The sequence below is a fragment of the Vibrio sp. NFR genome (assembly GCF_027587095.1).
Taxonomy (GTDB): Bacteria; Pseudomonadota; Gammaproteobacteria; order Enterobacterales; family Vibrionaceae; genus Vibrio; species Vibrio harveyi.
Window position 1 is genome coordinate 1 of the sequence record NZ_JAPPTN010000014.1, and the last position, 12,074, is coordinate 12,074.

15 protein-coding genes are annotated in these 12,074 nt (G+C 46.9%); 2 read left to right on the top strand and 13 right to left on the bottom strand.

The annotated features are described in order from the left end of the window. Positions 1-156: 156 nt before the first annotated feature. The 8 genes from fusA to fkpA form a co-directional block, all read right to left on the bottom strand. Positions 157-2,256, bottom strand: a complete 2,100-nt coding sequence (fusA, locus tag OH463_RS21610; protein WP_005451470.1) for an elongation factor G — start codon at positions 2,254-2,256, stop codon at positions 157-159. Positions 2,257-2,394: 138 nt separating this feature from the next. Beyond that, the gene (rpsG, locus tag OH463_RS21615; RefSeq protein WP_005438390.1) at positions 2,395-2,865 is read right to left on the bottom strand and encodes a 30S ribosomal protein S7; all 471 of its coding nucleotides are present in this window, start codon (positions 2,863-2,865) and stop codon (positions 2,395-2,397) included. 100 nt (positions 2,866-2,965) lie between these two features. Next, positions 2,966-3,340 (bottom strand): 30S ribosomal protein S12, encoded by a 375-nt coding sequence (rpsL, locus tag OH463_RS21620; protein WP_004399892.1) that lies wholly within the window; start codon positions 3,338-3,340, stop codon positions 2,966-2,968. A 178-nt stretch (positions 3,341-3,518) separates the two neighbouring features. Further along, positions 3,519-3,794: a sulfurtransferase complex subunit TusB gene (tusB, locus tag OH463_RS21625; protein WP_005438388.1), complete on the bottom strand. Its 276-nt coding sequence runs from the start codon at positions 3,792-3,794 to the stop codon at positions 3,519-3,521. A 7-nt stretch (positions 3,795-3,801) separates the two neighbouring features. Then, positions 3,802-4,158, bottom strand: a complete 357-nt coding sequence (gene tusC / locus OH463_RS21630) for a sulfurtransferase complex subunit TusC (RefSeq protein WP_009697550.1) — start codon at positions 4,156-4,158, stop codon at positions 3,802-3,804. Next, complete coding sequence (gene tusD, locus OH463_RS21635) at positions 4,155-4,550, bottom strand: sulfurtransferase complex subunit TusD (protein ID WP_005438379.1); 396 nt, start codon at positions 4,548-4,550, stop codon at positions 4,155-4,157. The genes tusC and tusD overlap by 4 nt, the downstream gene beginning before the upstream one ends. Positions 4,551-4,552: 2 nt before the next feature. Further along, positions 4,553-5,269 carry a helix-turn-helix transcriptional regulator gene (locus OH463_RS21640; protein ID WP_005438378.1) on the bottom strand — a complete coding sequence of 239 codons (717 nt, stop codon included), beginning with the start codon at positions 5,267-5,269 and terminating at the stop codon, positions 4,553-4,555. Positions 5,270-5,413: 144 nt separating this feature from the next. Beyond that, positions 5,414-6,196 carry an FKBP-type peptidyl-prolyl cis-trans isomerase gene (fkpA, locus tag OH463_RS21645; RefSeq protein ID WP_005451465.1) on the bottom strand — a complete coding sequence of 261 codons (783 nt, stop codon included), beginning with the start codon at positions 6,194-6,196 and terminating at the stop codon, positions 5,414-5,416. Positions 6,197-6,324: 128 nt separating this feature from the next. Between fkpA and OH463_RS21650 the strand changes: the two genes are divergently transcribed. Beyond that, the gene (locus OH463_RS21650; RefSeq protein ID WP_005451464.1) at positions 6,325-7,311 is read left to right on the top strand and encodes a WD40 repeat domain-containing protein; all 987 of its coding nucleotides are present in this window, start codon (positions 6,325-6,327) and stop codon (positions 7,309-7,311) included. Continuing rightward, positions 7,308-7,535, top strand: coding sequence for a SlyX family protein (locus OH463_RS21655; RefSeq protein WP_005451463.1), 228 nt, complete (start codon positions 7,308-7,310; stop codon positions 7,533-7,535). The genes OH463_RS21650 and OH463_RS21655 overlap by 4 nt, the downstream gene beginning before the upstream one ends. 94 nt (positions 7,536-7,629) lie before the next feature. On the opposite strand, the gene OH463_RS21660 is transcribed toward OH463_RS21655, so the two are convergent. The 5 genes from OH463_RS21660 to kefG form a co-directional block, all read right to left on the bottom strand. After that, positions 7,630-8,571, bottom strand: coding sequence for an isoaspartyl peptidase/L-asparaginase family protein (locus tag OH463_RS21660; protein ID WP_256902373.1), 942 nt, complete (start codon positions 8,569-8,571; stop codon positions 7,630-7,632). 130 nt (positions 8,572-8,701) lie between these two features. Further along, the gene (gene slyD, locus OH463_RS21665) at positions 8,702-9,277 is read right to left on the bottom strand and encodes a peptidylprolyl isomerase (RefSeq protein WP_005432768.1); all 576 of its coding nucleotides are present in this window, start codon (positions 9,275-9,277) and stop codon (positions 8,702-8,704) included. An 88-nt stretch (positions 9,278-9,365) separates the two neighbouring features. After that, positions 9,366-9,566, bottom strand: coding sequence for a YheV family putative zinc ribbon protein (locus OH463_RS21670; RefSeq protein ID WP_005432753.1), 201 nt, complete (start codon positions 9,564-9,566; stop codon positions 9,366-9,368). Positions 9,567-9,601: 35 nt separating this feature from the next. Further along, positions 9,602-11,398, bottom strand: a complete 1,797-nt coding sequence (gene kefB / locus OH463_RS21675) for a glutathione-regulated potassium-efflux system protein KefB (RefSeq protein ID WP_005451461.1) — start codon at positions 11,396-11,398, stop codon at positions 9,602-9,604. Next, positions 11,382-11,969 carry a glutathione-regulated potassium-efflux system ancillary protein KefG gene (gene kefG, locus OH463_RS21680; protein ID WP_009697547.1) on the bottom strand — a complete coding sequence of 196 codons (588 nt, stop codon included), beginning with the start codon at positions 11,967-11,969 and terminating at the stop codon, positions 11,382-11,384. Before kefG ends, kefB begins: the two co-directional genes overlap by 17 nt. Positions 11,970-12,074 lie beyond the last annotated feature (105 nt).

Sequence of the window (12,074 nt, forward strand, 5' to 3'; positions counted from 1 at the left end):
CAATCGTGTTCCTTCCTAGTTATGATTCGCCGTGATCATTATTGATCTCGACGCGCCAGAAATTGTTATTTTATGCGCCAACGCCTGTTAGCGCAATATTTGGACGCATTGATCTTTAAAAAAAGCTGGACTTTTTTTCAGCTCAAAGCGTTTTAATTAGTAACCACGGTCTGCAATGATTTTATCTGCGAAGTTTTTCGGTACTTCAGCGTACTCGTTAAACTCCATAGAGTAAGACGCACGGCCTTGAGTTGCAGAACGTAGGTCAGTTGCGTAACCAAACATCTCAGATAGTGGAACTTGAGCACGAATGATCTTAAGACCAGCCACACCTTCATCCATACCTTCGATCATACCGCGGCGGCGGTTTAGGTCACCAACAACGTCACCCATCCAATCTTCCGGCGTAGTTACTTCAACATTCATCATTGGTTCTAGAATCACAGGTTGTGCTTCTAGTGCACCTTTCTTGAATGCCATCGAGCCAGCGATCTTGAACGCCATCTCGCTTGAGTCAACATCGTGGTAAGAACCGTCAAATAGTGTTGCTTTAATATCTAGAACAGGGTAACCCGCTAGAACACCACTATTCATTTGTTCTTCGATACCTTTCGATACCGAGCTGATGTATTCCTTAGGAACCACACCACCCACAATCTCGTCTACGAATACGAAACCTTCACCAGGCTCTGAAGGTTCAAGTTTGATCCATACGTGACCGTATTGACCGCGACCGCCAGATTGACGAACGAACTTGCCTTCTACTTCCGCTTTACCACGAATGGTTTCACGGTAAGCAACCTGAGGTTTACCAACGTTACAGTCAACGCTGAATTCACGCTTCATACGGTCAACGATGATATCTAGGTGAAGCTCACCCATACCAGAGATCAGAGTCTGACCTGTTTCGTCATCCGTTTCCACGCGGAATGATGGGTCTTCCGCTGCCAGTTTACCTAGCGCGATACCCATTTTCTCTTGGTCTGCTTTAGAACGAGGTTCTACAGCGATCTGAATTACAGGTTCAGGGAATTCCATGCGTTCTAGAATCACTTTGTGGTTCTGGTCACATAGTGTGTCACCTGTTGTAACGTCTTTCAGACCGATAGCAGCTGCGATATCACCAGCGCGAACTTCTTTTACTTCTTCACGCTTGTTCGCATGCATCTGAACGATACGACCGAAACGCTCTTTCTTGTCTTTTACTGAGTTGTAAACAGCATCACCTGAGTTCACAACACCTGAGTAAACGCGCATGAAAGTTAGCGTGCCCACGAATGGGTCAGTCGCGATCTTGAATGCTAGTGCTGAGAACGGTTCGTTGTCGTCTGCGTGACGCTCAACTTCGTTCTCTCTTTCGTCGATACCTTTAATTGCAGGTACGTCGATTGGCGATGGCAAGAACTCGATCACTGCGTCTAGTACTGCTTGAACACCTTTGTTTTTGAACGCACTACCACAAGTAGCCAGTACGATTTCGTTGTTTAGTGTACGAGTACGTAGAGCTTGTTTGATCTCTGCTTCAGACAGTTCACCTTCTTCAAGGTACTTGTCCATTAGCTCTTCAGTTGCTTCTGCTGCCGCTTCAACTAGGTTGTTGCGCCATTCTTCTGCAAGCTCTTGCATGTCAGCTGGAATTTCGTCGTATGTGAACGACATACCTTGGTCGGCTTCATTCCAGTTGATCATCTTCATCTTGATAAGGTCGATAACACCACGGAAATCATCCTCTGCACCAACGTTTAGTTGGATTGGAACAGGATTCGCACCAAGACGGTTTTTAATTTGGTCCACAACGCGTAGGAAGTCAGCGCCTGCACGGTCCATCTTGTTTACAAATACCATACGTGGAACGTGGTACTTGTCAGCTTGACGCCATACAGTTTCAGACTGAGGTTCAACACCAGATGAACCACAGAACACAACAACTGCACCATCAAGTACGCGTAGAGAACGCTCTACTTCGATAGTAAAGTCAACGTGTCCAGGAGTGTCGATGATGTTAACGCGGTGCTCTTGGAATTGTGCTTCCATACCACGCCAGAAGGTAGTAGTCGCCGCAGACGTGATTGTGATACCACGTTCTTGCTCCTGCTCCATCCAGTCCATGGTTGCTGCGCCATCGTGAACTTCACCGATTTTATGAGACAGACCAGTGTAGAACAGAATACGTTCAGTAGTGGTTGTTTTACCTGCATCTACGTGAGCACAGATACCGATGTTACGGTAGCGCTCAATAGGAGTTTTGCGAGCCACGATTGAATCCTCTTAACTTAGAGATAGGGACTATTGCTATAACTAAAAAATGCTATCCCCTAGATATAGCAATAGTTCCTAGCATAGGCATAGGAACTAAAGAAGTGCTGCAAGGAACCTTGCAGCACTGAAAAGGTATTACCAACGGTAATGAGCGAACGCTTTGTTTGCGTCAGCCATGCGGTGAACGTCTTCACGTTTCTTAACCGCAGTACCTTTGTTCTCAGACGCGTCTAGCATTTCAGCAGCTAGGCGTTGAGCCATAGATTTTTCACCACGCTTACGCGCAGCTTCAACCAACCAACGCATAGCAAGTGCGTTACGGCGAACCGGACGTACTTCTACAGGTACTTGGTAAGTTGAACCACCTACACGGCGAGATTTAACTTCTACCGCTGGGCGAACATTTTCAAGAGCTTCTTCAAAAATAGCTAAGTGGTCTTTACCAGACTTTTCAGCCATAGAATCTAGTGCAGTGTAAACGATTTTTTCTGCAGTAGATTTTTTACCGTCAACCATTAGGATGTTAACGAATTTTGCCAGCAGTTCAGATTTGAACTTTGGATCTGGAAGGATCTTACGCTGACCAATGACGCGACGACGTGGCATGGATTTTCTCCGTTGTCTTCTTCAGGTTTTATCCAAAACTTTTCAGTTTTTTCAAAAAATTAAAAATAATTTAGTGTTTGGCCTTACTTAACGGAATCCATTAAGACTTAGGACGCTTCACACCGTACTTAGAACGACCTTGTTTACGGTCGTTAACGCCAGCACAGTCAAGTGCACCGCGAACAGTGTGGTAACGTACACCCGGAAGGTCTTTTACACGACCGCCACGGATTAGTACAACACTGTGCTCTTGAAGGTTGTGACCTTCACCGCCGATGTACGATGTAACTTCGAAGCCGTTTGTCAGACGTACACGACAAACTTTACGAAGTGCTGAGTTAGGTTTTTTAGGTGTAGTAGTGTAAACACGAGTACATACACCACGTTTTTGTGGGCACGCTTCTAGTGCAGGCACGTTGCTTTTAACAACTTGCTTTGCACGTGGCTTACGTACCAACTGGTTAATAGTTGCCATTAACTAGCTCCTGATTTACTTGAAAGTAAGCTTTGTGAAAAATCTATCCCTAACAGCACTTGGCAGTTAGGGACGCAAAATTCTATGCAGCAGTGAGAGGTGTGTCAAGAAATATACGGATCTTTTTTGTTCAATTAGGGTAATTAGTCCGTAAAGCTCAATCGACAGGAAAGAAGGGTTAATCCCAAGTCAGAGATTTGGCTTGTTTTGCTGTTAGTTCAACAAAGCCAGCATAGCCAATCACCTCAATAGATGGGCTGATACGATTGCTCATACCACGGGCTTCAATATCGCTTTGTAGCGCAAACACTGATGGACCTTTTACCTTGCTGAACGCCTTATGCTGAGGGTTCGCAGCATACACGGCATCTTCAATCAACAAGACATCATCTTGCTCACTGTACAGTGCCATTGCATCGTCTAATGCAGCTACGGATTTGATGATATGTAACATGGCTTCCTCAGAATGACAGCAGTTTGCCCGCTTGTTGTAGTTGAGCTTTTAGTTGCTCTGTATTTAGCGCCTCTGCATTAATGACTAAATCGGCTTGAGCCAAGCCACGCTCGGCAAGCGAATCGGCACAAACAAACACTTGCTCAATGTCGTACAAGTCGAACAACTTCAACATTGGAGCGTAGTCTTTGCTTAAGATGCCTTTAGGCTCTTGTCCAAGCAGTAACTGATACACACCATCCCCAACAAATAGAACGGTGATGTCTTCACAGTACGCAGACGCTGCTAACAGCGCATCCACACCTTCACGCCCTGCATTGTTACCATGAGGCGCGCTACGAAATAGGTAAGTTAACTGACTCAAAACTGAACCACTCTATCTTGCGTTAACATGGCTTCGGCTAAGCTCCCCAAACCGGCTTGCTCGAACCCTGTCGCTAGGTTGTTCTGCTCAAGACCATGTTGATTCGCCTCATCTTCGCTGATGATGCCGCGACGCAAAGCGGCTGCTACGCAGGTTTCCAAACGAACATCGTGTTGCTGTGCGAGTGATTGCCATGCTTTGGTTAGGTCAAACTCGTCGTTGGCAGGCACGCTCAAAGCCGTACCATTGGTGACGCCATCTTGGTAAAAGAACACACTCACCAAAGTATGTCCTTGTTCAATTACTGCTTGTGCGAATTGATATGCGCTGCGCGCCGATTGACTGCCGTAAACCGGGCCGTTCACTACCAGCGTGTAAGTTAATCCACTCACGCTTATTCGTCCTCAGTCTTACGCTGACGAATGTATAGGTAAACGGTGTGTTTAGAGATATTCAGGCGATCTGCGACACGGTTGATAGCGTCTTTGATATCGAAAATACCTTTGTCGTACAGTTCCATCACTATCTGACGGTTTTTGGTGTTGTTCGAGACGGATTTGTCGGCGTTGATCTCTTCAATCGTACGCTCAACCGTTTGGTCTACGAGTTCTTCAACATCACTTGCGAAGTTAACGGATGACGCCGCTTCTTTCGCTTCTTGCGTTGGCATGAAAGATTGCAGCACTTGAGAGAAAGGCGCATCAAGGTTGACGTTGATACAAAGCAAACCAATCACACGGTTTTCGCCGTTACGAATAGCAACGGTGATCGACTTCATTAATACGCCGCCTTTAGCGCGGGTGAAGTACGAACGTGAGAAGTTACGCTCAGAACCTTCGATGTCTTTCAGCATCTTAAGTGCTAAGTCAGTGATAGGAGAACCTACCTGACGACCGGTGTTCTCACCGTTAGCGATTTTGATTGCAGAGGTATTGAGGTCTTCCAGTGAGTGAAGAACGATCTCACAGAACGGACCAATAAGACTGGCAATGCCGTCAACGACCGCTTCGTAAGATCTCAAGATGATTTTATCGTGCTCGGTAAATGGCATCACGTTGACAGATTCCATTTCGAGCAACATTTCCGCATTTATTGTTTCTGTAGTTGTCATAAGCCTTCGAGCGAAAAATCAACAAATTGGTGTAAGTTTATCAGAAAATTTGAAAGGCAACCTAGCAAACTCACCAACTAGTGACCTAGAACAAAAAAGGCCCGTAAAACGGACCTTTTTTCATCGAGTTATCGCTAAGGATAATTATTGAGCAGCGTTGTCGTTCTCAATTTTTAGTAGCTCAACTTCGAATACTAGCGTTGAGTTAGCAGGAATGCTCGGTGTGTCTTGGTCACCGTATGCTAGCTCTGGCGGGATAACGAATTTGAACTTAGAACCTACAGGCATTAGCTGAACACCTTCAGTCCAACCTGGGATTACGCGGTTTAGCGGGAATGTTGCTGGTTCGCCACGATCGTAAGAGCTGTCGAATTGAGTGCCGTCGATCAGAGTACCTTTGTAGTGTACTTGAACTGTGTCGGTGTCTTTTGGCTTCTCGCCTTCAGCCGGTGTTTCAACTTTGTATAGAAGACCAGATTCTGTCTTCACTACGCCTTCTTGCTTCTCGAATTCCGCACGGAAGTCATCACCAGCTTTCTTCGCTTCAGCTGCTTTCTCAGCCGCTTGCTTTTGCATGGTTTCTGCAACACGCTTGTCTAGAGACTCTAGAGCGGCACGAGTTTCTTCTTCGTTTAGCGCTGCTTTATCTTTAAATACGTCTTCGATACCTTTAAGAACTAGGTCTTTGTTTAGGTTGATGCCAATTTCGCTTGGTTTTTCAATGCTAGTGCTTAGGTAGTTAGCAAATGAAACACCGATCGCGTAAGCCGCTTTGTCATCGTCTGTTTTAAAGTGAACTGCTTTACCAGTTTCTGCTTGAACTTGTTCTGCTTGAGGTGCTGCTTCTGGTTTTGTTTCTTCTTTTTGACAACCTACCGCTAGCATTACTGTTGCAGCAAGTAGCGACACTTTTAAAACTGATTTCATTAAATTCTCCCAATAATGGCTTAGCCACTGGTTGTTGTGCACAAATCTTCTATGAGACTAGTGAAGACAATCGTTATACCAATATACTAGCTATATGTCTTAAGACACAAACCGGATTATTAGATGTGATGCAAAGAATTTCTCATTTATTCCTATATTTAATTGTCATCACCACGTTAAATGGATGCTTTTTTACCGATCGTGATGTTCAACGTTGGTCACTCGAACCACAAGGTTCCACCAGCTTTGCGCTCAGCCGAGATGGTCGATTTGCGCTGCTGTACTCCAAAGAGCACCAATTGGTTCTTTGGGATTTGGAGCAAAACAAACAACTCGCAAAGCTGGGTGAACTCGATCAAGCCGCCAACGTGGTCTCCCATATTCGCATTTCAGACAATGGTCGTTATGCAGTCACAGCAAGCCAAATGAACTTCGCTGTGTGGGATCTCGGATGGACTCAAGCTGAAGGGCTGTGGTCTATCGATGACGCACTGATTCGAGACGTTGATATCACCAGTAACGGTGAACAGGTATTACTTGGACTGTCCAACGGTAAAGCGATTTACGTCAACTTAGTCACTGGTCGTCGGCTAGAGTTCCTTGCGCACCAAGAAAAAGTCAATTCTGTCGCTATCTCGCCCAACGGTCGCTTCGCTCTCACAGGTGGCAACGACTACAAAGCGTATCTGTGGGATACCGAAACAGGGCTGGTATTGCGTACCTTTGAGCACGACCAACGTGTAGTCAGAGTCGCTTTACAGAGAGATGGCAAACTGGCCATGACCTCAGACGGTGGCAACCAAGCCATCATCTGGAATTTAGAGACGGGTGAAGAAGTCACGCAACTGAGCAGTTGGTCTCGTCAGTTAATCTTTTCGACGGCGCGCTTCTCCGATGATGGCAGCTTGTTAGTAACTGGCACACCTTCAGGTCGTGTGATGGTGTGGGATACCCAGACCGGCAAACGCGTCGATGGATTTGAAGTTGAGCCGAAAAAAGATACTCGCCCTCCCCGCGCGGTCGTGTATGATGCAGCCTTTGATTCCAAGCAACGTGTAATTACTGCCACTTCTGCGGGCATTGCCCAAGCTTGGCAGCTAGAGAACGGATCATGACAGATAAAATCATTCAGCAATTGGAAGCACGCATCAATGACTTAGAATGTCAGCTTGCGTTCCAAGAACAGACTATTGAAGATCTGAACGGCGCCTTGTCGCAGCAACAACTGCAAATTACCAAGATGCTCGATCAGATGAAATATGTGGTAGGTAAAGTGAAAAATATGGACTCGTCGAATTTAGCCGATCCGTCAGAAGAAACCCCACCACCGCATTATTAAAATGCAGGCTCAAATAGCATAAAGCCCAGAACGTGTTCTGGGCTTTGTTGTATTCGCTACTTAAAAATGTTGCTTAGGAATGAGCGGGACGAAATTATTCGTCTGCGTAGATTTTAACGGTCAGCTCGCCTTGCGTATTGATGCCAGCTCGGTACATGCCAGAACTGTTCATCGCAAAGTGCAGCTCACCTTTAGCATCAATTGCAATCAAACCACCTTCGCCGCCCATTGCTTTTAAATCACCCTGAATAATGTGTTCGCACGCCGTATGAACGTCTTCTTGCAAATAACGCATGCGTGCTGCAACGTCTTCCGCAACACGTTTACGAATAAAGAACTCACCGACCCCCGTAGTGGAAACCGCGACGACACCATTCTCTGCCACCGTACCACAACCAATCAGAGCGGAGTCTCCCACTCGACCGTATTTCTTGTTGGTCACGCCACCAGTACTGGTGGCAGCGGCTAAGTTGCCTTGTTGGTCCAATGCCACTGCACCAACCGTACCGTGCTTACGATCATCTGGGTAACGAGATTCCGACAGAGCAAACAGTCCTTTCTCACGCATAGACAGCAACTGCTCATAGCGGCGATCGGTAAAGAAGTAATCCTGCTCGGTGTACTCATGACCTTGTTCAAAAGCAAACTTCTCTGCGCCCTCGCCCACCAACAATACATGGTTGCTGTTTCGCATCACGTCACGAGCGAGTTCAATGGGGTTTCTGATATGACGCACCCCAGCGACTGCCCCTGCGTCTTGATGTCGACCATCCATCACAGAGGCATCCATTTCGACCATCTCGTTATGGGTCAGTACTGAGCCTTTACCCGCATTAAAATTAGGAGAGTCTTCCAGCACTTTCACTGCCGCCACGACCGCATCTATGGCTTCACCACCTGTTGCTAGGATTTGATGCCCCGCTTTTACCGCAGCTTCTAAATCCGCCAAGATGGATTGTTGCAGTTCGTCACTCATCTGTTCACGCAAGATAGTGCCTGCACCGCCATGAATGGCAATCGAGAAAGGTTTCGTCATCGCTTTGTCCAACTGTTATTCCTTGTATGATTGGCACTACACCCCAGATAAACAAAAAGCGCAAGTTGAAACCTCAACCTGCGCTTTTTAAAGCTTTACTAGATAGCGTTATCTAGTGAAGAGCGTGCGATTAGTGAGAACCGCAACCGCCGCCGCCACAACATTCGTGGTCGTCAGCTTTTTCTTCGCCACCACAGCAGCCGCCTTCGTGATCGTGGTCGTGACCGCCACAGCAGCCGCCACCTTGGTGGATGTGACCGTGTTCGATCTCTTCAGCTGTCGCTTCACGAGTAGCCATAACTTCTACTTCGAAAGTTAGTGTTTGACCAGCTAGCATGTGGTTGCCGTCTACAACAACTTCGTCGCCGTCTACTTCAGTTACTTCTACAGGGATTGGACCTTGGTCAGTATCTGCTAGAAAACGCATGCCAACTTCGATTTGGTCAACGCCTTGGAATACGTCTGCAGGAACACGTTGCACTAGTGCATCGTTGTGGTCGCCGTACGCATCTTCAGGAGCTACTGTTACTGAGAACTTGTCGCCAGCCACTTTACCTTCTAGTTCTTTCTCAAGACCAGTGATTAGGTTGTTGTGACCGTGAAGGTAATCAAGAGGTGCTTCAGAAGTTGATTGATCAACAACAACACCGTCTTCCAACATTACTTTGTATGCAAGGCTTGCAACAACGTTCTTTTCAATTTTCATACTAACTCCAGGGAGATTAATTGACCTAACCAGAATGGGGTTAAGTACCGAGATGATAGTATTATGGGGATCAATTAACGAAGTTCAATTACTCAGGCTTAAAAATCCCGATCATTTCTTGTTCTGAGTGTTTATTTTTTTCTACAGATTGCGGTTTACGCTGCTCGGTATAATCGCAGTCGACACACTCAACCAGCTCAATGTTGTTATCAATCCACCAGCGCAGAGTATCTTGCTGACTGCATTGCGGGCAGCTTGCACCCGCGATAAAACGTTTCTTGGCTTTCACTTTTGTTCCTTTTCCCGCTTGATGCTGCGCGGGTACTACTTCCAATGATTTGGCGACTGTTGGTCGCTTTCCATTTCACGACCGAAGATTTCTTCTAGTTCTTTACGTGCTTCTTTCGAGCGTTGAGCGAGTTCTTTGTCCTCATTGTGCTGAGGCAACAAGTCTTTGAGCATAGCATTATCTAGCTTGCGAAAATGTGCTTCTGCCCGCTTTGCTTGATACGGGTGCATGCCTAATTCTACGAGCGCTTGGCGACCTAGATCTAATGCGCCTAAAAAGGTTTCTCGCGAGTAATTTTGCACGCCATGGTTCATTAACTGGTAGGCTTCTACGCGGCTGCGAGCACGGGCAAGGATCTTCAACTTCGGAAAGTGCGCACGGCAAATGTCGACAATCGCCATCACCTCATCTGGTGAGTCGGTACAGATCACTAAGGCTTCTGCTTTATCCGCTCCCGCGGCGCGTAACAAATCAATCTGAGTCGCATCACCATAAAACACCTTATAACCGTATTTACGCAGCAAGTGGATTTGGCTCGCGTCACTTTCTAGTACTGTTACTTTGATCTTGTTGGCGTACATCAAGCGGCCGACAATCTGACCAAAACGACCAAAGCCCGCGATGATCACACGTGGTCGACGATCCACCACATTGGTCGTGACGCTCTCTTCTTCTTGGTTAAGCGTGTGCGCAAACCATTTTTTCTGTCCCATGAGCAGCAGCGGCGTGGTCACCATCGACAAGCTCACCACCACCAACAAAAAGGCAACTTGCTCCTTGGTTAAGATACCTTCTTGGCTTGCCGCGGTGAAAATCACAAACGCAAACTCACCACCTTGGCTCAAAATCGCTGCCATACGACTGCGCGACTTCGCACGAACTCGAGCAGTGCGAGCCAAAACATACAGAACCAAACCTTTGACCACCACAAGAGCAATCACGGCACCAATAATTGCGAACGGTTGCAAGGCTAATAAACCAAGATTCACTGCCATACCCACAGCAATAAAGAACAAGCCAAGCAGCAGACCTTTAAACGGTTCAATCGCGATTTCTAGTTCATGACGGTATTCACTTTCTGCCAGTAACACACCCGCTAAGAAAGTACCGAGTGCCATCGACAGCCCCAGCTTTTGCATCGCAACAGAAATGCCAAGTACGACTAGGAGGGCGGCAACGGTGAAGAGTTCTCGCACACCACTCATCACCACAAAACGGAACAAAGGACGTAAGAGGAAATGACCGCCAACTAATAACGCAGCCACACTGCCTAATACCCAAATAGCATCTAACCAATCACCACCGCTTTGACCACCGGCGAGTAATGGCAGCATGGCGAGCATCGGGATGACGGCAATATCTTGGAACAGCAACACAGCAAAACCAGATTGTCCGGTTTCCGTGCCGGCTTGCCCCTGTTCTTCGATCACTTTTAGTGCAATCGCGGTGGACGAGAGTGCCAAGCCCATACCGATCACTAAGCTCACTTGCATGCTCAATCCAAACAGGCTGACGATGCTGCCTATCACCGCCGTGGTGACAATAACTTGAGCGCCACCCAGACCGAGGATTGGTCCGCGCATCTGCCATAACTTTTTAGGGTTGAGTTCCAAACCAATTAAGAACAGCAGCAACACCACCCCGAGTTCGGCGAAGTGGAGAATCGCGTCCACATCACTGATTAACCCCAGCCCCCAAGGACCAATTAGAACGCCTGCAATCAGGTAGCCAAGCACAGAGCCCAGACCAAGTCGCTGGGCAATCGGCACTGCAATAACGGCAGCAGAAAGGAATACCACACTACTTTGAAGAAACTCACTGGTTATCGCCATGGTAACCTCCTTGCTCATCCCACTCTCTCAGGGGGTTGTTCAGCCATTGACGATATTGTTCAGCATGCTGATAACGTTCGATGTCCGATACATTGCGCGACCAGTACAGCACTAAAGGCTCAATCCAATGCATCTGACATAAAGCGGCAGTCAGTTCAAACGGTTGTAGAATTTGCTCAAGTGGGTATTTGTTGTAACCCATCGGGCTGAACGCATCCTCTTTACCGCCAGTAGTGATCACACTGCGCCAGTACTTACCCGCTAATGCGCTACCATCACCGAACGCAAAACCTTTGCCCAACACACGATCCATCCATTCTTTCAACAGTGCAGGACAGGAATACATATAGAGAGGATGATGAAAAACGATCACATCATGCGTCATCAGCAGATCGTGTTCGTAGTTCACATCAATAAAGAAATCAGGGTACGCGCCATAAAGATCGTGCACGGTGACATGACCCAGTGATTCGATTTTTTTAATCATCACTTGGTTGGCAATAGAGTTTTGCGGTTCTGGGTGAGCATAAATAACCAGAACCCTCGGAGGAATGGGCGTAGCAACAGCCAAATGGTCGTCCTTGTGTTGATTTCTCAGGGAAAATTATCGTTATCAGTTTGTTATACTTTTTTGTATAGCATAATGCAATTAAAGCGCAGAGATCGACTTTTCCCG